This window comes from Candidatus Hydrogenedentota bacterium, assembly GCA_012523015.1.
In the GTDB taxonomy this organism is placed as follows: domain Bacteria; phylum Hydrogenedentota; class Hydrogenedentia; order Hydrogenedentales; family CAITNO01; genus JAAYBJ01.
This window is the reverse complement of the sequence record JAAYJI010000246.1, coordinates 15174-38735: the sequence shown is the minus strand read 5'-3', so window position 1 is coordinate 38735 and position 23562 is coordinate 15174. Positions and strand designations below refer to the sequence as shown.

Below are 23562 nucleotides of genomic sequence, written 5' to 3'. Positions count from 1 at the left end.
GATCAGGTGTCTGCCACTTTATCCGATAAGGTCTACGCCGCTATTGTTGCCGTTGCGAAAGAATATAATCTGGTCACTGTGGCGGATTCGCGTGCCCGTGCCGGCTTTTTCAAGGATGCGACGCTGATCACGCCCAATGATGCGGAAGCCGGTGCAGCCGCCGGTGTGGCGGTGACGGATGAGGCCCGTTTGCAAGAGGCAGGGACTTTTTTATTGGGGCGCGCCCGCAACGTTATGATCACACTGGGCCCTGATGGGATCGCCTGTTTCTCCGAAGGCGGGAGCTATGAAAAGGTTCCTGTTCGGCCCGTTCCAGTGCGGGATGTTACGGGCGCAGGGGATACGGTCACCGCTGCGGCAACGCTGTCCCTTACATCGGGCGCGTCGCTCACTGACGCTGCAGTTTTGGGTAACCTTGCCGCCGGCATCGCGGTGGCGCAAACGGGCGTGGTCACCGTGTCTAATGAGGAAGTGCGCGACTTGTTGACCGAAGGAGAATCTTCTGCGACAGACAAGGTGAAAAGTCTGGATCAGATAACGGCTATTGTTCATCGCCTTCAACGGGAAAACAAAAAGATTGTGTGGACCAATGGCTGCTTTGACATTCTTCACGTGGGCCATATCATGTATTTACAGGAAGCGGGCAACTGCGGCGATGTCATGATTGTCGGATTGAACAGCGACGCTTCGGTGAAGAAGATCAAGGGGGATCAACGGCCCGTTTTCAATGAACAGGATCGTGCTCAGGTATTGTCTGCTTTAGAATGTGTGGATTATATCGTTATTTTTGATGACAAAACGCCTTTGCCGCTTCTTGAGAAATTGCAGCCCCATGTCTATGCCAAAGGCGGCGATTATACCTTGGACACGATCGTGCAGGAGGAGCGCCGCTTGGTGGAAGGTTATGGCGGCGCTATTGTGATAATCCCCGGCCGCGAAGGGCAATCGACTTCTTGCATTATCGATAAAATTACGCGTGAATAATATTCGGCCGAGCGTGCGAGGCGGGAGTTGCGTTCTCCATTGTAAGTCCCGTTCATGATATACTTTTTGCATGGACACGCTTGATACGATTTATCAAATCTTGGGAAATTACCATAGCGAAGAAAATTTTTTAGAAATTTTCATCAAATTGTTATTAGCCCTTTTTTTGTCCGGCATTATCGGTATCGAGCGACAGCGTAAAGGGCGCAGTGCCGGACTGCGAACCCATATTCTCGTCTGTTTGGGCTCAACGCTGTTGATGATGATCAGCGAATATTTTTACAGGGAGGGCGGCGGTGACGCGGCGAGTTTGGATCGCGCCCGTCTCGCTGCAGGTATCGTCACGGGCATCGGATTTCTCGGTGCCGGCACCATTATGAAATCGGGACAGGAGATGGTGGGATTGACCACTGCCGCCACGATCTGGTTTGCTGCCGCGCAAGGCGTGGCGATTGGCGCGGGATACCTGGTCACCGCTTTGATCGCAACAGGTTTTGTGCTTGCCGCCGTCACCGGTCTCTCCGCCTTAAATGCTATCTTGCCGCAGCACGGTTATTTTTTCCTTTCTATACAATTGCCGACCTCAGAGACTGATGTGGGGCAGATCGTCGCGCATATCGAAGCGGCGGGTCCCTTTGAAGTCTTTACTACCGCTATCAAAGAGGTGGAAGAAAGCAATAGCATCCAAGTTGATTTTCAGGTGCACAGCCGATCTGCCCGTGATTTTTCTGTTTTGGCGGAGGTCTTGCGTACGCGTTATGCCCATGCGCGTAAAATCACGTTGGAGCGTCTGCAATCCTAATTTAAGCCCTGTCCTTTTCCGTGGCTTCCTTCCTTCATAAAAAAAAAGTGAGTAGCGTCTTTTTTTTTGCTATAATTCGCGCCGTAGAATTGTCTTTATCCACTATACCTGTTTTGGTCATTCATTTTGATATGAAAGGGTTTCTGTTGGCAACGAAATTTTATTGTGAAATATGCGGGCGCCGTTTTGTAGATTGGGGCGCTGCAAAGATGGATTATAAATGTCCATCGGAGGGGTGTGAAGGATCTCCCCTGATTCAGATCGGATCAGAGGGCAGTGAATCTGCTTCGGCACAGACAAAAGCCAATCGCAGCAAAAAGAAAAAAGCGGCGCTTCCTATCGGCTCCTCTGATATTGATGTGTCGGAAATGGACGAAAGCTATTCCGATGAAATGGATTTAGATATGGATGAAGATCTGGAGGAAGAGGAAGAAGAGGAGGAGGAAGAGGAAGAAGCGCCTCTTATAGCCGCTACGGATGATGATACCGACGACACGGACGAGATCAGCGTCGATGACGTCGACGAAGATGAAATTGATGATGAATTTTCCGACTCTTTAGATCTTGATAACGAGGCGGAAGAGGAAGACGAACTTTAAAATGACGCCCTTGCCTTGGACGCATTTTCTTCGGGGCTTGCTATACACCCGAATAGAATAATACGATGGATCATGTTGCCAAGTGTTGGAGCGATTCGGGGAACAGTACGATGTTAACAGTAAATGATAGCCTCCTTTTAAGAGCCGCCCGCGGCGAGTCAACAGAACGGCCGCCTCTCTGGTTGATGCGGCAGGCAGGGCGCTGCGATCCTGCCTATCGTGAGCTCCGTGCCTCGTCCAAGCTGCATCTGGAGGAACTGTTTCGTCATCCCGAATTGGCGGCGCGTATATCCTTGCTGCCTGCACGGTGGGGCGTGGATGGGCTGATTATCTTTCAAGATATTCTTTCGCCTTTGGCGCCCATGGGCGCTCCTTTTATTTTTCGGCCGGGCCCCCAATTGGAAAGGCCGTCAATCACCCTAGACCGACTCCGCGCCCTCCGTCCTTTCGACATGGCAGCCCATATGTCCCATATTGCGGCTATCTATCGGGGTATTGCATCCCAAGCGGGCGCGTCTATGCCGCTGATTGGTTTTGCCGGTGCGCCCTTAACGCTGCTCGCTTTCTTGACAGAGGAAGGCAGTCCTGCTGTTGGCATGCCTCGGCTGCGCCGCTTGTTGAGCGAACATCCCCAAGAATCCCGCGACATATTGGATACGCTGGCGAAGATGACCGTTGATTATTTGCAGTATCAAATTGACTGCGGCGCTCATCTGGTCCAGCTCTTTGAATCATGCGCTTATGAATTAACGAGGCAGGAATATGGTGATTTTGCCCTGCCTGCGCAGCAGTATGTCTTCAATGCGCTGAAAGGAAAGGTACCGACCATTGCCTTTGCACGTCTGGCGGATCGTCCCGGGCAGATTGAGGACATGGCAGCGTCGGGCGCTGATATTTTGTCCATCCCCGGCGACAAGACCATTGCAGAGGCACGCGCTATTGTAGGCGCTCATGCACCCATTCAGGGAAATCTTGATAATCGCTTGCTTGTCTCAGGTCCCCTTGATGCTATCGCAGCAGCGGCGAAAGAATGTATAGAAGGGGGGCAATGTACCGGGCATATCTTCAACCTGAATCACGGCGTGTTACCGGATACGCCTTTTGAACATGTGAAGTATCTTGTAGACTACATACGGGCTTATACGAAAAGCAGTCAGCCTTAATCGTCATCGTCCAGGCAGCTTTTTCTCTGCAACATCCTGATTCCCCTCGAATTTAGTATACTATGGATATCCTTATCCCGAATTACATAAAGGAGATTTATCATGAGAGCTATTGTTAGCGCCGCGATGATCGCAGGCCTTGGGTATGCACTTGGTGCCTTCGCACAGGTTCCCGATATTGACCATATGGACGTGGTGGAACGCTCGGTTCCCGCAGGACCTGTTGCCATCATTGGCGGCACGGCCATTGAAGGCAAAGAGTTTCTTGCCGATTATCGCCGGCATCTGACGAATGTGATGGCGATGGTGGGCGATTCGGAGTTGAACGATGAGTTCCGCGTGCGGGCAGGGCTTACCATTCTTGGTGATATGACCCGCACCGAAATTTTGCTGAAAGAGGCGGAGCGCCGCAATCTCACGGTGCCCAATGCTGAAGTGGAAGCTGAATTTCAAAAAAAGATGGAATACTTTTCCAAACAATTGAGTAAAGACGGGACTTCCTCGCCCACCGAAGCGCAGGTCTTGGAACGAGCAGGACAAAGCCGAGAAGAGGCCATGGACAGTATTCGCCGGCAGCTCTTGGCTGCAAAAATGGCGGAAGTCGTTGCCAAAGAAGACGGCGTCCAAGTAACGAGCAAGGAAGCGAAGACCTATTACGACGAGAATCCGCAGCTTTTCCAAGTGCCCGGGCAAATGCATCTCAACCAGATCTTAGCCGTACCCAAACCGAATGCGGCATCGGCTAATGAAAAGGCGTGGGCAGCCGCAGAAGAGAAAGTGGGAAAAGCACGGGCGCGCATCCTCGCCGGCGAACAATTCGCCGCCGTAGCGCGGGATATGTCTGAGGCGCCCGATGCTGCCAAGGGCGGAGACATGAATATGAACCCTGTTTCTGCACTGCCCCCCTTCTTTGTCAATCATGCGAGCCAATTGAAACCCGGTGAATTGAGCACTGTATTCAGAAGTGAGTATGGTGTTCACCTGATCCGGCTCGTTGAGGTAGAAGCGGCATCAAACGTTTCCTTTAACGAGGCAGAAGACAGAATCAAAATGGTTTTGTCCCGTGCCGGAATTGAAGAGGCGATACAAAAATTTTGCGATCCCATGATCCGCGATGAAGAATATACGAAAGTCTTTATTCAACTGGAGCGGACTCTTGCCTCCTTAGGCACAGAATAATAAGCGATTGAAATAAAAGAGCAGACACCGTATATTTATCCTCAACGAGATAAAGAACGGGTTGTTAAATATCCATATTTCGGCTTCCTTATAGATGGTGATGAAATATCGTAATTCCTTTGCTGTGAACCATCTTTCAACCTGCTCGGAAGCCGTCTCACCGAAATAGGAGGGTGAAAAAATGTTTTCCCAAGAACTTCGAAACAAAAAACTATGGTCCCTTATGGGCGCTATTGTATCGTGTATCACCTTGATTCTGGTACCCTATGGTTTCGGTACCGCTGACTTTGGCGATCCAATACGTATCCAGCCCTATTATGATCTGCCTTACTTGACGTGGCAGGGTGATCCTTCGACATCGGTCACCGTCAATTATCATACAGCCGAAAAACCCGAAGAAATAGCGGTGCTGTATTATGAGCAGGGAGCGGAGCAAAGCGAAGCCTTGCGCGCGGAAGGACAAGGGGTTCAGATACCCGACTTGGCCGACCAACGCTTTATCAATAGTGTCCAATTGACAGATCTGAAGCCGGGACAGGCCTATTCATTCACGCTGGCATCAGTAGGCGACGGGACGGCCGTCTACCATTTTCAGACCTTGTCCGATGGCGATGAGCCCTTGCGTTTTGCCATTACAGGCGATACGCTGGCATCCGGTATTTTCGAGCTGCTGCTGAAACATGTATCAGCACAGTCGCCCCGTTTTATTGTTGTTGGCGGCGATCTTGCCTACGCCAACGGGGATGTGAATCAAGTGGGCCGATGGAATCGCTGGCTTAAGTTGTGGCATCAGTACGGCACGACGCCTGACGGGATGTTGATTCCCTTGGTCTTGGCGATTGGCAACCATGAATACAGCAAATCTACAGGTACTTTGGAAGAGCGCGCTCCCTTCTACTATCATTTTTTCCCGCAAGGAGGAGAGACGTTTTTTTCTCGACGCTTTGGCGCGAACTTCGGCATGATTGTTTTGGACAGCAACCACATTGTGCCTCATGAAGATCAAAAAGATTGGTTAGAAGCGCAGCTGCAGAACTTTGATTCGCTTCCCTTTACAGCGGCTGTGTACCACGTTCCGCTCTACCCCTCTCACCGCGATTTTGAAGGATCCGCATCGGAGGCAGGGCGCACCCACTGGCTGCCTCTTTTCGATACCTACACGCTTTCTGTGGGATTTGAGCACCACGACCATGATTTTAAACGGAGCAAACGACTGCGCGGCAATGAGCTGGATCCTCAAGGAACCTTGTATCTTGGCGACGGCAGCGGCGGTGTCGTCCCCAGATCACCCCGTAAAGAGCGCTGGTATCTGGAAAAGACCGGCAACCAATCGCATTTTTGGATCGTAGATGTGACGGCGGATCAAATGAATTTTTCTGCCATGGACATTCATGGAGCCATCTTTGATGAAACCAGCCTTGAAGCGCGTCAAAGCGGCACGAAATAACAGGAAAGTTTCGCGGTGCCCCGCTCGTCCAAGATTGTTGCCTGCCATGGGCTGAAACACATGGTCCCATGAAACGGGTAATCCTTATAGGCCTTGACGGCTTTTCCCCGGAACTGGTGGAAAAATGGATGGGAGCAGGGCGCTTGCCTGCCCTCGCTGCACTCAAAGAACAGGGGCTCTCGGGGCCATTGGCCGGGCTCAATCCACCGGTGACTTTTCCTGTGTGGAGCTCCTGTGTCTGCGGTGTGAATCCCGGCGTTCATGGGCTCGTCGATTTCACTGAAATGCAAGAAGGTGCCTACGCGCTGCGATTCATGAACAGCCGCGATCGCAAGGCTCCGGCTTTATGGAATATCTTATCGGAGGCGGACAGGCGCGTCTGTGTGTTAGGCGTTCCGGGAAGCTATCCGCCGGAGCCGGTCAACGGGATCTTGGCTGCCGGTTTTGATTCGCCTGTGGCGAATGCCATGGACCGAAGTTTTGTTTATCCGCCCGAAGCTTTCGCAAAAGTGAAGGGGTGGCACTTCGCCGATTTTCAGGAACACCGCATTTCACCAGCTTGGTACGGGCGCGCACTCCATGCCTTGGAACAGCGTATAGCCGCAAAAGAATCCATTATCCTTGACTTGCTTCAATGCGAAGCGTGGGATTTTTTCATGGTCGTCTTGGGCGAGGCCGATACGGCTTCCCATCATTTTTGGGCGCTTGAAGATGAGCAGAGTCCGCGGCACAACGCCGCAATCAAAGAACCGACACACCCGCTGCGCCGCATTTATGAGCGCCTCGACCGGGTTGTTGCGCGAATCGCCGAATATGCCGACGAGGACACGCTTTTATTGGTTGTTTCCGATCACGGTTTCGGCGGTGCCGACACAAAGGTTTTGCATCTCAATAATTTTCTTGCTGAACAGGGCTGGCTCCGTTTTGCGCCGCCGAAGATGAACCTGCTCAAAAAAATCGCGCTCCGTTGGGTACCCGTTAAATTGCGCGGCTCCTTGTTTCGCCGTTTTCAGGCCTATGCCGAGCAGGCAGAAAGCCGATCCCGTTTCGGTGGTATTGACTGGCGTCATACGCGGGCTTGGTCCGATGAATTGGATTATTTGCCCTCGGTGCGGTTGAACGTGGCAGGTCGCGAAGGGCAGGGTGTTGTTGCTCCCGAATCCTATGATGCTGTTGTCGAAGATTTGTGCAGGCTCTTGGAGACGCTGCCCGGTGTTGTGAAGGCTCATCCCCGAGCGGCACTCTACACAGGACCGTACACCCACCGCGCCCCTGATATTCTTTTAGATTTGGATTGGAGCGGGGGATACCGCTTTTCATGTGCCCGCGCCCGAGGCGGAGCGGTGGTGGAAGAACTGTCTCCCGAGCGTTGGGCGGGCGGGAAAGAGGCCGGCTGCAGCGGTGTCCATAAAAATCCGGCGTATCTTGCCATGAACCGCCCCACAGCAGTTGACGCGCCGGGGATTCTGGATATAGCACCAACGGTGTTGGAATATCTGGGCGTCGATTGGGAGGCGATGGAAGGGCGCTCGCTGTTGTCGGGCCGTCACCCTGAAAACACTTCTTTCCATAATAAATGGACACCTCATCCCGTAAAATTGTACACTGAGGACGAAGAACGTCTTTTAGAGGAACGAATGCGCTTGTTGGGATATTACGAATGACGCTTAGAATTGCTATGGTTGGGGCATGCCCCTTCCCTGCGCCACAGGGGAGTCAAGTTTTCTTGCAAAATACAGCAGAATGCCTTCAGGCGCGGGGTCATGAAGTGCATCTGGTCGTCTACGGCTATGGCTTGGGCGAAGCGGGCGATACCTTGCGTGTTCATCGCGCACGACGCGTTCCCTTTGCCGGCAAAACAGCGGCCGGTCCGTCTTTCGCCAAACCCTTCCAAGATCTTACCCTTGCGTTTAAGCTGCGCCGTGTGATTTTGGATCATCACATTCAAGTTATCTGCGCCCATAATTATGAGGCTCTTCTCGCTGCGCTCACGGTACGTAAACGGCCCATTCTCTATTTCGCCCACAACGCCATGGCCGATGAATTACCCCATTTTTTTAAGGACTTGCCGGGCGCCTGTTCTTTTGGCAGAGCCTTAGACCGTTTTTTCCCCGTGCGCGCCGATAAGGTCATTGCGCCCCATAATCGATTGGCAGGTCATCTGGTGGTGCGCGGCTGTCTTCAAGAACAAATCACGATCATAGCGCCGCCGGTGGATGAACGGATTCTAAAGATTGTGCCCGCCCAAAGTGAGGCGAAGCCACCGGTCATGTATACGGGCAATTTGGACGCCTACCAAAATCTTGATTTGCTGTTGAATGCCATGCATCTGGTTCGTCGCAAAAAGCCCGAAACAAAGTTATTAATCGGGACAGCGGAAAAAGAGGAGCTACCCGGCACAGAAATGACCTTCATTCCGGACTTTGACGCGCTTCAATATTTTCTCGCCCAAGATGCGGTTTTCGCTGCACCCCGTGTATCTTGGTCGGGCTATCCCATCAAGATGTTGAATGCCATGGCGGCCGGTAAAGCAATCGTTGCCTGTGAGAGTGCGGCATATCCCATCGAGCATGAAAAAACGGGCTTGATCGTTCCTGATAATGACGTGGAAGCCTACGGGGCGGCGCTGCTGCGTCTTATTGAGGATACGAATTTGCGCGCCGAGCTGGGCAAGCGTGCCCGCCAAGTTATCCACGAACGGCATCATCCCGAAATTGTGGGTGAACAGCTGGCTCAAATTATTGTAGACGCCTACGATCCTTACAATACGGGCATTGCCGGCTGAGGGTGTTGCTGGATTAAGAAGCGGTCATCTCTTCTAAAACAGCGGCAATGGATGCTTCGAGGGTTTCGGAGAAGCCTGCGTAAATCTTTTTGATCGTGCCGTCTTTACCAATGATCACAATGCGCGGAATACCGGTTACGTGATACAAACGGCTTGCCACTCCGGCGGAATCCAACAAGACCTTAACATCAAGCCCTTGTTGTTCTAAAAAGCCTTGAATCTTTTCCGGCGTTTCCCGTTGGTTGATCGTGAAAAGAAGGACATTGCGTTCGGCGAATTCTTGGGACAGCTTGGCAAGCACAGGCAGGACCCTGCGACAGGGGCCGCACCACGTCGCCCAAAAATCGAGGATTAGCACATGGCCGCCCACATAGTTCTGTAGATCCACGCTTTCACCGTTAAGAGACGGGAGCGTAAAGAGTGGCGCAGTATCGCCTTCACGGGGAGCATTTCCCGCTGCGGCAGTGTCCTGGGTGGCTTCAACGGCACCTGCCGGCGGCACGAAAGTAAAATAGTCCTGTGGCGGCTCAAAAGCAAGTTGCCAATCATGGAAGGTCAGCGTCATTTTGACGCTGAGATTGGCGGGGGCGCGATGTTTTTTCATGGCCTCCGGCTTCAAAACGACCTCCATGGAAAGAGGCGTAGGCGGCGTTGCTTGCGATAAGGACAGGGTCAATTCGTATTCAGGCGAATCCGCCTGCAGTGCCCGGCACGGCACGCCGTCGCAGCTGGCTTCCGACACGGTCAACGCATCGTGGTCAGGTACGGCGCCTGCCAAGAGCGAGGTGAGCCAGTGCAAGGGCACTTCCATGATCCCGGGAAATCCTCGGGAGAGCAGCTCGCTCCGTGTCTTCATAGCCGGCGTCTTTATATATTGATTCTTTTCGGATAAGAAGGTCACACAGTTTTGGGCATCATTATGAATGCTGAAGCTAAGGTGTTCGTCTTTAAGGTGGAGTGTTCCCAGGTTGTTTTCGCCCAATTCGATAGATCCCGCAATCGATGAATTTTGGGTGATTGCCCCTTGGTTCGCGGTTATCTGTGCTTCAAGGTCTACGCGGAGCGCATGACCTGTGCCCAGTGCTGCCGCAGTCGCTTGCAGGAGCGCAGCCCCATCCAAAGGGGATTGGGGAGCGGGCGCATCCGTAGCTGTCTCTGTCGCCCGTGGCGCATCCGTGGCTGTCTCTGTTGCCTGTGGCGCATCCGTGTCCGGTTCGACAGGTTTCTGAAAAACCTTCAAAAATACCATAGAGCAGCCGAAGGCGGCTGTCACCGCTAAAAGTAGTATCAGGCTGATCCACCTTTTTTTATCCATATACCGATTCCTTGCTTTTTTTCAGGTGGTGTTGTTTACCCTTGATTACGCAACTGCGGCTTCGTTGGGAGCGACTCTTTTTAAATCAGTTTAGAGAGTTGGTCGTTTAGCAATTCAGCCAGATTCGGCTGCAAGCCTTGATGTACACCTTTAATGATTCCGTCCTTGCCTACGATTACGATTCTTGGAATCCCCCGGATTTCATAGGAGCCTCCCACTTGCGCATCCGTATCCAGCAATACAGGAAAGGATAAGTCGGCATCATCAAAATAAGCCTTGATTTTTTCCGGGTTTTCCCGCTGGTTCACACCATAAAAAACAACGCCTTTATCTTGAAAAGAATTCATGACGTCTAAAACTATGGGCAGCGCGCGTTTACAATACCCGCAGTAACTCGCCCAAAATGCCAAGACTACAGGATGCTCTTTGGTCAAAGCGGAAAGACGTATTTCATCGCCGTCCATTTGTCCCAGTGTGAAATCCGGCGCTTGCGCGCCCACTACAATCTTGGCTTCCTCAGCCGGAGAATCGGCGGGTTCCGTTTGCAGCTGACGAATCTTCTCTGTCAGCGTGTTGATAATCCCTTCGGGCATGCCCCTGTAGACGCCTTTGATCAGTCCATCTTTACCAATCAATACCATTCTGGGCACGCTTGTAGCATCATATAATTTACCTGCCGAACCGTTTCTATCCATCAAAATGGGGTAGACGGGAATGTCTTCTTTAAAGAAGTATTCGATGGCTTCGGGCGTGGCGCGCAGATTGATGCCGTAAATGCCCACGTCTTCTCCTGCCATTGCTTGAGCGAAAGTATTGAGTTCCGGGGCAAGCCGCTGACAGACCGTGCAGTTTGTCGACCAAAATTCCAGCAAAATAACTTCTTTGCCAATATGTTCTTGGAGGCGGAAGGAATTGCCGTCCATATCGTCAAGCGAAAAGTCCGGTGCCGGCTGTCCCACTTCAATTTTGGGTTTGGTAGAGAGCTCGGCTAAGGTGGCGGATTGTGCATCGTCGGCTGCCACGAAATCAAAGTCTTCTTTTACCACGGTAATTTCCGGCGACCATTCCGAAAAATTCATGACAATAGACAGCGCGGCATCGGCGGGAAAGTTATATTTGTTGATCAAAGGCTCTTTAAAATTCATTGTGAGTGACAGGGGAACGACAGGTTCCGTGACGGGCAGGATCATATTTAAAAAATAATCGCTGCTTTCCCCTTTAAGATTCCAAACTGCCTTTTCACCCACTTCAGTTTCTGTGAAAGACAGGGTATCTAAGGGAGGCACTTGACCTTCGAGCAATTCACCGAACAAGGCGAGGAGCGGTTCCACCGTGCCTGTGGTCATGGTGGCTACCAAGTTTTTGCGGCTTGCAGCCAGCGGCATGGGCGTGTATTTGTTCAAGGCGGGCGCAACAACAAACTGTCCTGCCGGACTGTTATAGGTGATGGTGTCGCTGTCTTGGCGCTTAATGTGGATTCGTCCTAAATTACCCTCACCCAAGACCATATCGCCTTCCATAAAGGCTTCTTGGTTGATCGAACCGCGTGTATAGACAAAGGTGGTGTTGTAATTCACGGCGAAGCTTTTCCAAGACGCCAAGGTCGCCGCGCAATGCTCGACGAGGGACGCCCCGTCTGTGGGCGTGAAACTCGTTGTTTCGACCGGCTCAGGCGCATCATCCGCAACGGGTGCATCATCCGCAACGGGCGTCGTCTCTTCCGGCCGGTCGGCGCGTTCCACATCTTCCGACTCGATCCAATCGGGCATAAAAGAAACGTGTTTGATCGTTTTGCCTTCAGGCACCTTATAGGAATAGGAGGCGTGTATCCTTCCGTCCGACCCTTGTAATAGGGAAGGATATGAAAAGCTGCAGTCCTCGGTGTTGTCGTCTAAATAGCGTACCACGGGCCAGCTGCGTCCTTCATCGGTGGATAGGAACATGCCCAGCCGATGGCGTCCGTCTTCCAAGTCGTTCGCAATCATGATCCAGCGGCCATCTTGCAGCGCCAGAATTTCCATGCTGGAACTGGGATTGGGAATGTCCGTGTCCTCGGTGAGCGACCAAGTCTCTCCATCATCGGCGGAGGTTGCGTATTGCGTTCGATAGGGTTTCGGGCCGCTGTCTCGAAAATAGGCGAGGAGGCTGCCGTCGCTGCGCCGCGCCACTGTGGGCTGCTCATGACCGAGCCCCATAATAGGCTCGCTGATCGTCCAGTTCTCGCCCACATCATCAGAAATACCCATGAGGCATATATTGAGGCCGTCGTGGTACAGGGGAAGCAAAATGCGGCCCGTCGGCAATTCCAAAGGATGATTACGGGTCATCCATCCGATCTGCCGTTTCAAGCTGTCTCGCGTCGCTTCCACAATCAATTCGGAATAGGGCGGGGCATATTCCGCCCACAGATCTTCCGGAGAATCCAATGCTTTGAAGGCTTCCTTCACTTTATCGGGGAACTCGTCATCGGGCCGAAAAGTGATGATGTCTTGCCAGTTCCAGTGGGGCGCGCCGTCTTCATTATATACGTCTGCACGGCGATATTTGAGCAGACAGTTTTCCCAGCGGTTGGCGAGTACCACGACCCAGAAGAGCCAAAGGCGTTCTTGGGAGTCGATGAATAAAACGGGATTGCAGTCCGGGAAATCGGGTGTATCGGCCATGGTAAATACGGGTTCCCACGCATCGGCACCTTTACGGAGCCGAGACCCCAAGACTGCCACATCGTCGGCCCAGCGCTCGCCTGATCCGTGAAACCACGCTGCCAGAATATCCCCTTCCGACGTTTCCACCAAGCTTGATGCGTGCACATGTTTATCTTGCAGCGGGAAAATATAATGTTCTTCCAGCGCTGTGGCAGACGCAGCAAGCATCAAAACTGCCAGCGTAAACGTATGTAATTTCTTCATGTAATTCTCCTTATAACGATCAGCATGCATTTCTTTTTGTATATAAGTAACAAACCTTCTTTATCGCTGTTTTAGTTCTGTGGATATAGATGGGGGTTTGTAATGTTCATCATTGAGGGAGTAACACGATCAAAATAAAATCCTGTTCTTCCTAGAGTGTGCGCACCGTCTTCGTCAAGGATCATCAAACTGAAGCAGTGAAAAGACCGACAAGGGCGCTAAGGCTGCCCTGCCCTTTAACTGGGGCAGTTCAATTACAAAGGCGGCTTCTATCACGTCGCCTCCTAAGCGCTGTACCAGCCGTTGTGTGGCGGCGACGGTACCGCCTGTGGCGAGCAGATCATCAACAATGAGGATACGTTGTCCTTTTTGAATACTGTCCGTATGTATTTCGATGCTGTCTGTTCCATATTCCAGTTGGAAAGACTCTTGGATAGTCGCTGCCGGCAGTTTGCCCGGTTTTCTAGCCGGTATGAAAGGCAGTTCCATGGCGTAGGCGAGGGCAGTGCCGAAAATGAAGCCCCGCGCTTCAACGCCAACAATGGCATCGAGCTGTTGATCGCAGTAGCGCTTTTTAAAACGACTGATGACCTCTTGCAGCGCTTTGGGTTGAATGAGCAAGGTCGTAATATCTTTAAACTGAACGCCCGCCTTCGGATGATCAGGAATATTGCGAATTACAGAAGCCAGATCCATGCATTTTCTCCCTTGACGTGGTGGGGCAGATGATTCACACAAAACGGATAGAGGAAATTATGATATCACTTTTGATCGGATCCCCCAAAGTTTAGGCTGCGGCGGCGGCGCAACATAAAGCAGAAGGCTGTGCGCTGAGGCGCAGAAATTACTTTTATTCTTCAAATTTGCCTTCAAACCAGTAGTCAAGCAGAAATCTCCGCTCCCAAGCCAAAATTTGCGTAGGACCGACCCGATTCGACGATAGGGTATTTGTTTCATCTTAGCCTAATCTGTTAATATTTTCGACAATGGAGTATCGGTTACGGCATCTTTTAAAGCCGAATATGGTGGCTACTTTTGGAGAATACCCTATATGCGAAAGCTTTCCTGTTTCTTAACAATAATGCTTCTATTGGTCTGTGGTCTGGCTCAGGCGCAATGGGTTTGGACGCCTCAGACGGGGCGCTTTATCAACCTGAAAAAGATGCCTAAAGAAACGCCCGAATTGCAGATCGAGTATGCCCGCAGCTTGCTGATGGACGGGAATTACCAAAAAGCTTTTCGCGAGACCAACAAGTTCGTGGAGTTTTATGGTGATGACGTTCTTGCCGACGAAAATCAATTTCTCCGAGGCGAGATACTGTTGGCGCGCGGGCGGCGCATGGACGCGGCAAAAGCCTTTCAACAGCTCATTGCCGCTTATCCGAACTCCGACCACTATGAGGAAGCAGTGCGCAAACAATACGATATTGGCGACTATTATTATGATCGTGGCCTTGCGAAATCGGGTAAAAAATTCCGTCTCTTCCGTAACCGCCCTTATAAACGGGCGGCGGAAGTCTATACCATGGTTGTGGACAATCAGCCTTTCGCGCCTGCCGCTGCGGAAGCGCAGTATAAGATCGGTCTCTGCCACTATGCACGGTCGCAGTATATTGATGCTGCCTTTGAGTACCGCCGTGTAATGGAAGATTATGCCGCTTCTGACTGGGTTCCCGATGCTTCCTTTGGGCTTGCCAACTGCTATTACAAAGCATCCTTACCGCCGGAATATGATCAGGCTCCCAGCGAAATGGCCATTGACGCGATTGACGATTTTAAAATGCGATTCCCTAACGATGATCGCGGCGAAGAGCTGGACGCCATCAAAGTGGACATGAGAGAATCCATTGCCCTTCAACGGCTCCAGACTGCTCGTTTCTACGAACAGCGCCGCGAATATTCCGCCGCGAAACTTTATTATGAAATCTTGGTTCGTGATTTCTCCGATACGGAGAGTGCGGAAGTGGCGAGCGCTTGGCTGGAAACGAATGAAGGAGTCGTGCATATTGGCGATAAATACCAATCGGGGCTTCAGGCTGAACTATGACCACTGCCCTATTAGATGCCAAGCCCATCGCTTTGGCAGCGGGATTGGCTCTGCTCGCAGCGGTTATACTTAGTGGATGCGGGTATACAACGACCAGTTCCTTGGATCCCATGTATCAATCTATTGCCGTTTCTCCTTTCTATGATGAAACCGGTGAGTACGATCTCCAAGCGCCGCTCACCAATGCTTTGGTCCGAAAATTCATCACCGATACGCGTCTGAAAGTGGCGCCTGCCGAGGAAGCGGATCTGCTCCTTGAAGGGGTGATCCTCGGTCTGCATCGAAAAGGGGTCACCCACGATCGCGACGATAAAGTAACCCAATCCTTGCTCGTTGTGACGGCCGCCGCACGGCTCACTGATGTGAAGACCGGGGAAGTGCTGTGGGAAAATCCTTTGGTGGCGGGCGAGACCAGTTTCAATACAGAAGCTGCCGGAATCTCCTCGGATCGGCTGCGCGGCAATGCCGAGGTTTACCTCGCTAAAGTACGGTCTTTTGCAACGGAAGAAGAGAATCAGGCTGTTTCAGAGGCATTGGAACAACTCGCCACAGACCTCTTCTATCTTGTCGTGGAGCCTTGGTAAATGATACTCAACGTTGTTGAGTTTATGAAATCGATTGGGAAAAACGATGCGCCCAAGGTATTGCTTTTTGTGCCGGGGAAAAGCGGGCGTGCCAAGAAAGACACTTACGAGCCTTTTTTGGTTGAAATGGCCTTAGATAAAGTTATGTCCACCTATGTGGATCCCGGCATGAAAGACCTGATCTTTTCTTCCTTTTACGCAGAAGAAACAGCGCCGGGCAGTGTGATCGAAGAAGCGCGGACCCTTCCCTTTCTTGCGGAACGCCGCGTCATTTTGGTGCGAAACGCCCATGTCTATATGGATATGGCATCCGATAAGCGCTCGCCCCTCCAACCCTTGCTCCAGTATCTGGAAGCGCCTGCAGACACGACCCTTTTGATCTTGGTGTCCCAGTCGGTGAATCGCAGCAAAGCGCTCTATAAATTAGCCGAGGCGCAGGGCGTTGTCATCGAAGCAAGCCAGCTCAGCACAGCGGAATACCAGGGCTGGATCAAAGAACAGATCGACGGGCGGGGCAAAACCATTCATTCCAAGGCGGTCGCCTTGCTCATAGACCGCGTGGGCGCGCAAATGAGCGACATGAGCAATGCCCTCAATTTGATCGTTAACTTTGTGCAGCCCCGCGATAAGATCACCGAAGAAGACGTCTTGGCAGCAAGTGCGGATGTGGCAGAAGCAACGGTATGGGCGCTTACCGACGCCATTGCCGAATCCAACGCCGCCGCTGCGCTCAAAGAGCTGCACGATCTCATTGCCATGGACAAAAGCGCCGATGAAATCTTAGGCATCGTGAATTGGCTGCTGGAATCCGCCTACCGCGCCCATCCCCATACCCACCTCAAGCTGGACAGCCCCTTTGTGGCGCGAAAAGTGCAGCCCCTCACCCAGAAATTTTCGCCGAAGCGCTTGGCAGCCGCCATGGCCTTATGCACGAAAACCCACTTCGCACTGAGAAATACCAATGCGGATATGAGCCTTTTACTAGAACTCTTGATTATTAAATTGGCCCATGCCCGTAAATAAAAAACGCCTTTGTTGCGCCTCTTTTTACAAGTATTGCAGATCTGCGAATGTGGTAAACTTATGGTATGGCAGTATTAGTCTTTTAAGAAAAAATTAACGCGTCTCATGAAGTAGGCATAGGCTTGCATAACGAGGAAGCCCGAAGCAACGATCCAGCTCGGATTATTTCCCAAGAAGGCAGTGTTTAACGTGTAAAGCATAGGAGGCTCTATTGTCATGGTAAGCAAGCAACACGATCGGTACTATTCGATTTTCTGCACGGCAATCCTGATTGGATTGCTGAGCGGCGCGAGTCTTTTGGCGCAAACACTGGAGACCGCCCCCTTCAACCCTGCCTTTACTGCCCAACAACAGAGCAAGGGTGACGGGGCGAGAAACTATGGCTATGTGCCCGGTCCGGTGGACTGGTCTCACCTCTGTGAGCTCGGCGCAGAAAAAGCCGATTCCGTCTATCCGGAGCGCTTTGATTGGCGCGACACGATAACCTTGACTCCAATCAAGGATCAGGGAATTTGCGGCGCTTGTTGGGCCTTTTCGACCTGTGCCGCTTTAGAAGCGTGGTGTCAAATCCATCTGGGCGAATCGTGGGACTTTTCAGAAAACCACATGAAAAATACCCATGGGTTTTTGTGGGACGCCTGCGCCGGCGGTAATGATTCCCTTGCCATGGCCTATCTCTCACGCTGGAGCGGCCCTCTCAAAGAGAGCGACGATCCCTATAATCAGCATGCGATCACGGGGCCTGTTCCGGGCGCAGCACCTCAGAAACGCTTGGGTGAAGCGACACTCTACGCCGATCTACAAAATGGCGCTCCTAACGGGCAAGATCCGATCAAGGCTGCCGTCATGAACCGGGGCCCTGTTATTACGCCTATGACATGGATGAACAATGCTTTCGACGTAAGTTCCGCAAGCTACTATTACAACGGATCTGAGGTCTTGAATCATATGGTTACGATTGTGGGCTGGGATAATAATAAGACCGTTGTCGGCGCGCCGGGCAAAGGGGCTTGGATTTGCAAGAATAGTTGGGGTACCCTCTTCGGAGACCACGGCTATTTTTTCATCTCCTATTACGATCACCAAGCCTGTAAAATAGCTACCGGATTCTATGAGTTGACGGAAGTATATCCTTGGGAGCGTATCTATCAATACGACCCTTTAGGTCATGTCTCATCGCAGGGATTTCCTCCCTCTACGGTTGTCTATGCTGCCAACGTATTTCAGGCAGAGGCGACGGAAAGCTTGGTATCCGTGGGTACCTATGTCTTGTCGAACAATGCCAATCTTGAAATTATTATCTACGACGGCGGCGCGGTCAATTATCAGTTCTCCAATCCGTTGTTAAGCTTTTCTGTTTCTTTGGAACATGCCGGGTATCACGTGATCGCTCTGCCCGAGCCTTTAACGATTGAGGAAGACGCCTATTTCACCGTCCGTATCCGCTATGAGACGCCGGGGATGGGCTACCCGATTCCGGTGGAAATTTCGATTCCCGGTTTTTCGCAAACGACGGGTGGACCGGCACAAAGCTATTTTAGTCCTGACGGCGTCACCTATGAAGACTACAGTGCGTATATGCCCGATGGGAATATCTGCATCAAAGCAATGACCGGTCATGTAACGCCGCCAAGCCCTGTTGTATCCATCCTTGGTTCGCCCCGTACCACGACGGGGACACGGATCGAATTGAAAAGTCTTGTGCAAAATATACCCGGTACAATCACGGGCTATGTGTGGGTCAAGGATGGCGTCCCCATCCCCGGCGAACACGGCACTTCTTATGTTATCTTATCGGTAGACCTGAGCGATGCCGGCGTGTATCAACTGCAGGTCATGAACGATAATGATCAGGTCTATTCGAGCACGCCCTTTATACTTGAGGTGCTCCCGGAAGACGCGATGCCGCTGGGCAGCGGGATTATAGTGGGAATCCTAGCCCTCGGCACAGGCGCTTTCATGCTGTCCCGACGACGAAGAAAGGCATAAAAGCCCGTAGCAAAAAAGCGTGCGCCTTTTTTACCAAACACTTCGGTCCATGACAAGGGCGGTGTACAATAGGAGACTCCGCTGTTCCAACCCATATGAAACAATTTTGTTTTGTGCCCCATAGAAGGGGTGTATTGGCATTTGCTGCAAACACGATATAGTAAAGTTCAGGTTATTTATGGAAGTAACAGGTACAATTCGCAAACCCAAACTCACCGAAATCTTCGCGATGAAGAAATTACTGGATGAAGCCGCTGATAAAGGGCAGGTACTTTCACGGCGACTGGAGGAGCTTTTTGAAAATGCCCGAGATTTTTATGTCTATGAAGATGAGCGCGGTGTAGGCGGCATGGTAGCCCTTCATATCGACTTGATCGATTTGGCGGAAGTGCGCTCACTCGTGGTACGGGAAGATTTGCGCGGCAAAGGTATCGGGCGCAGATTGGTGGAAGCAGTACTTCAAGAAGCGGAAGCCCTTGAAATTGAGCGCGTCTATGCGCTAACACGGATTCCGGATTTCTTTTTACATATGGGCTTTGTTGCTGTCGACCGTTCCGAATTACCCTATAAGGTCTTCAAGGACTGTCTCCAGTGTCCGCTCTTCCCCGACTGTGACGAAACCTCGCTGGTTCACGACCGCGCATCATGACGCGTTGTTATGAGCCATAGTGCGCCGGGGCGCAGCAGCAGTATACGCCGGGTAATGACAAGGGGTGGGGATTGTGGGGCGCCCGCTTTAGTCTCCGATAATCTCGCGGACTTTGCGCAACAGCAATTCGCCGGCAATGGGTTTGCTGATTACGTCGCGATAGGGAACTTCGTCGGGATTGAAAATCGTATCCGAGGGGTTGAGCATGGACGAAAACATGAGGATAGGTACTTCTTTGCCCAATGCCTCCGCCACCTTATAGCCCGAATTAATTTCTTCCATCATAATATCGAGAATGACCAGATCGGGACTGATTTCCCGTGCGGCTTTTAAGCCGGCCGCTGCATTGATCGCTGTTCTCACCGTATAGCCTTCCGCTTCCAACAGGCTCTTACAGAAAAAATGAATATCGGGATCATCATCTATTACGAGGATGGTTTTAATCTGCATGACACAATCTCCCACATTTCGGAAATGATCTACAGAAGATATACTACCTTTTTTCGGAGGCAGAATCCATTTTTATACGGGGAAGGGTAACAGTGAAGGTGCTGCCTTGGTCGGGTGTGCTCTTCAAAGAAACAGTACCGTCATAGAGCAAGGCCACTTTTTTAACGATGGCAAGCCCCAAACCGCTGCCATGAATACCAAAAGTCTTTTCATTTTTGATGCGCACAAAAGAGTTAAACAGCTGTGCCGCTTCGGCTTCGCTCATGCCGATGCCCGTATCGCTGACTTCAATGATAATATTTTCGCCCCTGTCTGCGCAGCGCACATGCACCTTCCCCTTGTCCAGATTATATTTAACGGCATTCGAAATCAGATTGTTCAACACGATTTCGATTTCGCCCGCATCCCCTTGCAAAGTGAGCTCAGGGGTACACGCTAGGCTGATGGTGATTGCCCGTGCGCTCGCATCGGGGCGCATCGTTTCCACAGCGCGTTTTGCCACTTCTTCGAGCTTGACCTTTTCCAAGACGCGTTTTTTGCGTCCTGATTCGATACGCGTCAAGTCGAGGAGATCGATGATTAACTTGCGCATATATTGGGCGCGCGTGAGGCAGCGTTTCATCATCTCTTCATAGACGGCGGGATCGTTGCCTGCCGTATGGTCAATGATCGTGTTGAGAAAGCCTTCCATGGCGTTGAGCGGCGCTTTTAATTCGTGGGCGAGTACGGAGAGAAATTCAAAGCGAATTTCTTTTTGTTCTTGTGCGAGCCGGCGCGCCCGTTTCGCCACCACCAGATGGCGTGCGGCTTTATGTAAGACTTGTTCCAGTTCGTCGGGACTGAAAGGTTTCGCGAGAAAATCATAGGCGCCGCTTTTCGTGGCGCGTACCGCTGTTTCGATGGAGGCGTAGGCGGTGATCATAATGGTCAGCGTTTCCGTCAGATTATCTTTCATGATCTCCAACAAGTCAATCCCGCTCATGCCCGGCAATTTCAAGTCGAGCAAGAGGATATCGGGCTTGTCTGCACTTTGGATGCGCAGCGCGGCCTCTTCCGCCGAGTCGGCGCCTTCAAACTCGAAACACACCGTTTCCTCAATGTCGGGCATAACAAATTGTAAGGGTGCCAAGGTACGTTCAATGGCGGAGCGAATATAGCTTTCGTCATCCACGACCAATACACGCAGGCAGTTCATGGGTTATCCTTTTAGGAGACGCGCTATTTCTCGTTGGAGTTGTTCGAAGCGGACGGGCTTGTCCAGCAAGGCATCAGCTTTAATCCAACAACGTTCTTCGAGGGTGGCTGCGTCAAAATCGATTCCCGTTTCATGGGTAACAGAAGTAACCATAATCACAGGAATGGTGGGGTCTTTCTTTTTAATTTTGTAGCACAGGGTAAAGCCCATATCCGCTTTTTCCATCATCAAATCGACGATGCACAGGTCGGGGCGGGTCTGAGCAAGCACACCGATAGCCTCTTTCCCGGAGCCGGCTGTCAATACTTCATATCCTTCCGCTGCAAATTGAGCCTGCAGTTGGAACAGGAAATCAGCATCATCATCCACAAGCAAGATTGTTCCTTTTGTTTCTGACTGGTTCATGAATTGTCTTCTCCCTAATACCGCGGTCATGCGGCTTAAAAACGCTCTTATTCCAGATCAACTCTCGGCAGCGTCACAGTGAATCGGGTGCCTACAGGTCCTTTATGAGGATCGCAGTTTGACGACACGCGAATATCGCCGCGGTGCATTTTTACTATACCGTAGGCAATGGACAGGCCGAGGCCCGTACCTTTGCCTATACTTTTCGTCGTAAAGAAGGGTTCAAATATATTCTTCTCCGTCTCTTTAGACATTCCCGGCCCCGTATCCTCCACATCAAGCTGCAGCTGTTTCGTCGTATCGGATAGGGTCAATGTCAGGGTGCCGGACTTTTTACCCATGGCGTCAAAAGCGTTGCCCACAAGATTCACCAAGACTTGGCTAATCTGATCGCGATCAACTTCCACGAAAGGATCGCTCAGCTTGTTGAGTAATCTAACATGGATATGGATGTGATTGGAAAAGCCTTTGAGGCAGGAACGGACCAGCGTATCCATATTGACCTGCTGCCGTTCCACCTTATTCTGGCGCGCAAATTGCAGCAGCCCGGACACGATTTTTTTGCAGCGGTCCGCCTGCTCCACAATGGTGCTCAAGTCCTGACCCACTTTATCCGCTTCACTAAATTCACGCTTAAGCAAGTGGGAATACATGAGCACCACGCCAAGGGGGTTGTTAAGTTCGTGAGCGATACCTGCCGCCAGCTGTCCCATATTCGCGAGTTTCTCGGAATGGAGCAATGCCTGTTGTGTTTTCTTCAGCTGCGTGTTGGACAGGGCAAGGTCGCCCACAGCACGCTTCAGCTCTTCAATCGTATAGGGCAGGCACATTTCTGTTTCTGCCAGATTCTTGCAGATGGCAATGGCATGTTCCCGGCAGGTGTCATAGCCGCAAGCGCCGCAATTGAGATGATCTTCAGAACTCATCTTGTTCATATTCTCGAGGGCTCTTTGGATATCTTCCTCAGAGGGCGGCGCATAGCGCTGATCTTTCACTTGGAAGGAGCGGATCAGCGGAATATCTTTGTAGCGATCCATTTCCTTTTCCCATTGCGCTTTATCGGCTTTGGCGGCGCAGCTCCGGGCGTAGCGGCTCACGCGGCTCCGTCGCCGGAACAAGGGAGCCGGATTCGTGATACCCGGACCTGAAATGCAGCCTTGACAGGCGAGCACTTCCAACAGCGCCACATCCATATCCGGGAATTCATGAATGGCATCGACGAAAGATTCTCTGCCTTCAGCGGTCACAATGTCGCCTTCCAGCAGATCCTCTCGTAGATCAGCCGCCTGCAACATACCGCCGCTGATAGGAAAGAGCATACCGTTGCCGCTGTGGGGCGGATCAAAGTTGGAGGGCTCCACGTCTTCAGGCGTCAAGGAGACGGCATCAAAAAGTTTGCGCAGCTCTGAAAAGGCGAGGGTCGCGAACACTTCCCGCGGCAATCGGGTACTGAGCATTTCGCCCTTTTTCGCAATACAGGGGCCGATGAAAATGCTGCGCACTTCCGGGCCGTAAAGTCGGTTCACCACACGCGCCGTAGCGATCATGGGCGATACAATGGGCGCCAGCTGCGGGACCAGCTCCGGATAATACTGTTCCACATAGGCGATGATGGCGGGGCAGGTCGTGGCGATATAGCGGCTATCCGGCGTGTTTTCGAGCAGATGCCGATAAGCGCGCGCAACGAGATCCGCGCCAAAGGCGACTTCATGCACGTATTCGAAGCCCAGAGCACGGAGCATACCCACCAACTCACCGGGTTCACATTCCGAGAACTCTGCGGGGAAGCTGGGAGCAACCAGCGCCGCCACAGGCGCAGGCCCTTTCAACAAGGACATGGCATTGGCGGTGCAGTCGCGCACTTGCTTTGCGTTCTGGCTGCACACGCGCACACAGTTGCCGCAGCCGATGCACCGTTCCGGCATCACCTCGGCCTGTCCGTCAATGATGCGTATGGCTTTGACGGGACACTCGCGCACGCAGGTGAAACAAACGCGGCACCGTTCTTTGACCGTGTTGACTACGGCTATGTTACAG

20 protein-coding genes are annotated in these 23562 nt (G+C 51.8%); 13 read left to right on the top strand and 7 right to left on the bottom strand.

Going from position 1 to position 23562, the window contains the following annotated elements:
- From rfaE2 to GX117_10775, 8 genes are all read left to right on the top strand, one after another.
- A partial coding sequence (rfaE2, locus tag GX117_10810; GenBank protein NLO33828.1) for a D-glycero-beta-D-manno-heptose 1-phosphate adenylyltransferase occupies positions 1 to 984 on the top strand: 984 nt, incomplete at its 5' end.
- Between the two features lie 70 nt (positions 985 to 1054).
- The gene (locus GX117_10805) at positions 1055 to 1786 is read left to right on the top strand and encodes an MgtC/SapB family protein (protein NLO33827.1); all 732 of its coding nucleotides are present in this window, start codon (positions 1055 to 1057) and stop codon (positions 1784 to 1786) included.
- Between the two features lie 146 nt (positions 1787 to 1932).
- Positions 1933 to 2385, top strand: a complete 453-nt coding sequence (locus tag GX117_10800; protein NLO33826.1) for a hypothetical protein — start codon at positions 1933 to 1935, stop codon at positions 2383 to 2385.
- A 110-nt stretch (positions 2386 to 2495) separates the two neighbouring features.
- A complete protein-coding gene (locus GX117_10795) occupies positions 2496 to 3548 on the top strand; it encodes a uroporphyrinogen decarboxylase (GenBank protein NLO33825.1) in 1053 nt (350 codons plus the stop codon).
- A 102-nt stretch (positions 3549 to 3650) separates the two neighbouring features.
- On the top strand, positions 3651 to 4727 hold the full coding sequence (locus tag GX117_10790; protein ID NLO33824.1) for a hypothetical protein: 1077 nt from the start codon (positions 3651 to 3653) through the stop codon (positions 4725 to 4727).
- 181 nt (positions 4728 to 4908) lie between these two features.
- Entirely contained in the window at positions 4909 to 6174 is a 1266-nt protein-coding gene (locus tag GX117_10785) for a metallophosphoesterase family protein (GenBank protein NLO33823.1), read from the top strand.
- A 68-nt stretch (positions 6175 to 6242) separates the two neighbouring features.
- A complete protein-coding gene (locus GX117_10780) occupies positions 6243 to 7838 on the top strand; it encodes a hypothetical protein (protein NLO33822.1) in 1596 nt (531 codons plus the stop codon).
- Positions 7835 to 8959 (top strand): glycosyltransferase family 4 protein, encoded by a 1125-nt coding sequence (locus tag GX117_10775; GenBank protein ID NLO33821.1) that lies wholly within the window; start codon positions 7835 to 7837, stop codon positions 8957 to 8959. Before GX117_10780 ends, GX117_10775 begins: the two co-directional genes overlap by 4 nt.
- A 13-nt stretch (positions 8960 to 8972) precedes the next feature.
- Here the strand turns inward: GX117_10775 and GX117_10770 are convergent, their stop codons facing one another.
- The 3 genes from GX117_10770 to GX117_10760 all read right to left on the bottom strand — a co-directional run bounded on the left by GX117_10770 (position 8973) and on the right by GX117_10760 (position 13879).
- Positions 8973 to 10274: a redoxin domain-containing protein gene (locus tag GX117_10770; protein NLO33820.1), complete on the bottom strand. Its 1302-nt coding sequence runs from the start codon at positions 10272 to 10274 to the stop codon at positions 8973 to 8975.
- An 80-nt stretch (positions 10275 to 10354) separates the two neighbouring features.
- Positions 10355 to 13183 (bottom strand): redoxin domain-containing protein, encoded by a 2829-nt coding sequence (locus GX117_10765; protein ID NLO33819.1) that lies wholly within the window; start codon positions 13181 to 13183, stop codon positions 10355 to 10357.
- 174 nt (positions 13184 to 13357) lie between these two features.
- Positions 13358 to 13879, bottom strand: a complete 522-nt coding sequence (locus GX117_10760) for an adenine phosphoribosyltransferase (protein NLO33818.1) — start codon at positions 13877 to 13879, stop codon at positions 13358 to 13360.
- Between the two features lie 355 nt (positions 13880 to 14234).
- Between GX117_10760 and bamD the strand changes: the two genes are divergently transcribed.
- From bamD to GX117_10735, 5 genes are all read left to right on the top strand, one after another.
- Entirely contained in the window at positions 14235 to 15230 is a 996-nt protein-coding gene (gene bamD, locus GX117_10755) for an outer membrane protein assembly factor BamD (protein NLO33817.1), read from the top strand.
- On the top strand, positions 15227 to 15814 hold the full coding sequence (locus tag GX117_10750; GenBank protein NLO33816.1) for an LptE family protein: 588 nt from the start codon (positions 15227 to 15229) through the stop codon (positions 15812 to 15814). The genes bamD and GX117_10750 overlap by 4 nt, the downstream gene beginning before the upstream one ends.
- Positions 15815 to 16837: a DNA polymerase III subunit delta gene (holA, locus tag GX117_10745; GenBank protein ID NLO33815.1), complete on the top strand. Its 1023-nt coding sequence runs from the start codon at positions 15815 to 15817 to the stop codon at positions 16835 to 16837. It begins immediately after the preceding gene.
- 216 nt (positions 16838 to 17053) lie between these two features.
- Entirely contained in the window at positions 17054 to 18826 is a 1773-nt protein-coding gene (locus GX117_10740) for a hypothetical protein (GenBank protein NLO33814.1), read from the top strand.
- Positions 18827 to 19004: 178 nt separating this feature from the next.
- Positions 19005 to 19475, top strand: coding sequence for an N-acetyltransferase (locus GX117_10735; GenBank protein NLO33813.1), 471 nt, complete (start codon positions 19005 to 19007; stop codon positions 19473 to 19475).
- 87 nt (positions 19476 to 19562) lie between these two features.
- Here the strand turns inward: GX117_10735 and GX117_10730 are convergent, their stop codons facing one another.
- The 4 genes from GX117_10730 to GX117_10715 are packed head-to-tail and all read right to left on the bottom strand — an operon-like array spanning position 19563 to position 23555.
- Entirely contained in the window at positions 19563 to 19925 is a 363-nt protein-coding gene (locus tag GX117_10730) for a response regulator (GenBank protein ID NLO33812.1), read from the bottom strand.
- Between the two features lie 43 nt (positions 19926 to 19968).
- On the bottom strand, positions 19969 to 21120 hold the full coding sequence (locus GX117_10725; GenBank protein NLO33811.1) for a response regulator: 1152 nt from the start codon (positions 21118 to 21120) through the stop codon (positions 19969 to 19971).
- Between the two features lie 3 nt (positions 21121 to 21123).
- Complete coding sequence (locus GX117_10720) at positions 21124 to 21525, bottom strand: response regulator (GenBank protein NLO33810.1); 402 nt, start codon at positions 21523 to 21525, stop codon at positions 21124 to 21126.
- 47 nt (positions 21526 to 21572) lie between these two features.
- Entirely contained in the window at positions 21573 to 23555 is a 1983-nt protein-coding gene (locus tag GX117_10715) for a 4Fe-4S binding protein (GenBank protein ID NLO33809.1), read from the bottom strand.
- Positions 23556 to 23562: the final 7 nt, after the last annotated feature.

Excerpts from the sequence above, each read along its gene's own strand:
- GX117_10805 (NLO33827.1), top strand. The coding sequence starts at position 1,055 with ATGGACACGCTTGATACGATTTATCAAATCTTGGGAAATTACCATAGC.
- GX117_10795 (NLO33825.1), top strand. The coding sequence starts at position 2,496 with ATGTTAACAGTAAATGATAGCCTCCTTTTAAGAGCCGCCCGCGGCGAG.
- GX117_10790 (NLO33824.1), top strand. The coding sequence starts at position 3,651 with ATGAGAGCTATTGTTAGCGCCGCGATGATCGCAGGCCTTGGGTATGCA.
- GX117_10785 (NLO33823.1), top strand. The coding sequence starts at position 4,909 with ATGTTTTCCCAAGAACTTCGAAACAAAAAACTATGGTCCCTTATGGGC.
- GX117_10780 (NLO33822.1), top strand. The coding sequence starts at position 6,243 with ATGAAACGGGTAATCCTTATAGGCCTTGACGGCTTTTCCCCGGAACTG.
- GX117_10775 (NLO33821.1), top strand. The coding sequence starts at position 7,835 with ATGACGCTTAGAATTGCTATGGTTGGGGCATGCCCCTTCCCTGCGCCA.
- GX117_10770 (NLO33820.1), bottom strand. The coding sequence starts at position 10,274 with ATGGATAAAAAAAGGTGGATCAGCCTGATACTACTTTTAGCGGTGACA.
- GX117_10765 (NLO33819.1), bottom strand. The coding sequence starts at position 13,183 with ATGAAGAAATTACATACGTTTACGCTGGCAGTTTTGATGCTTGCTGCG.
- GX117_10760 (NLO33818.1), bottom strand. The coding sequence starts at position 13,879 with ATGGATCTGGCTTCTGTAATTCGCAATATTCCTGATCATCCGAAGGCG.
- bamD (NLO33817.1), top strand. The coding sequence starts at position 14,235 with ATGCGAAAGCTTTCCTGTTTCTTAACAATAATGCTTCTATTGGTCTGT.
- GX117_10750 (NLO33816.1), top strand. The coding sequence starts at position 15,227 with ATGACCACTGCCCTATTAGATGCCAAGCCCATCGCTTTGGCAGCGGGA.
- holA (NLO33815.1), top strand. The coding sequence starts at position 15,815 with ATGATACTCAACGTTGTTGAGTTTATGAAATCGATTGGGAAAAACGAT.
- GX117_10740 (NLO33814.1), top strand. The coding sequence starts at position 17,054 with ATGGTAAGCAAGCAACACGATCGGTACTATTCGATTTTCTGCACGGCA.
- GX117_10735 (NLO33813.1), top strand. The coding sequence starts at position 19,005 with ATGGAAGTAACAGGTACAATTCGCAAACCCAAACTCACCGAAATCTTC.
- GX117_10730 (NLO33812.1), bottom strand. The coding sequence starts at position 19,925 with ATGCAGATTAAAACCATCCTCGTAATAGATGATGATCCCGATATTCAT.
- GX117_10725 (NLO33811.1), bottom strand. The coding sequence starts at position 21,120 with ATGAACTGCCTGCGTGTATTGGTCGTGGATGACGAAAGCTATATTCGC.
- GX117_10720 (NLO33810.1), bottom strand. The coding sequence starts at position 21,525 with ATGAACCAGTCAGAAACAAAAGGAACAATCTTGCTTGTGGATGATGAT.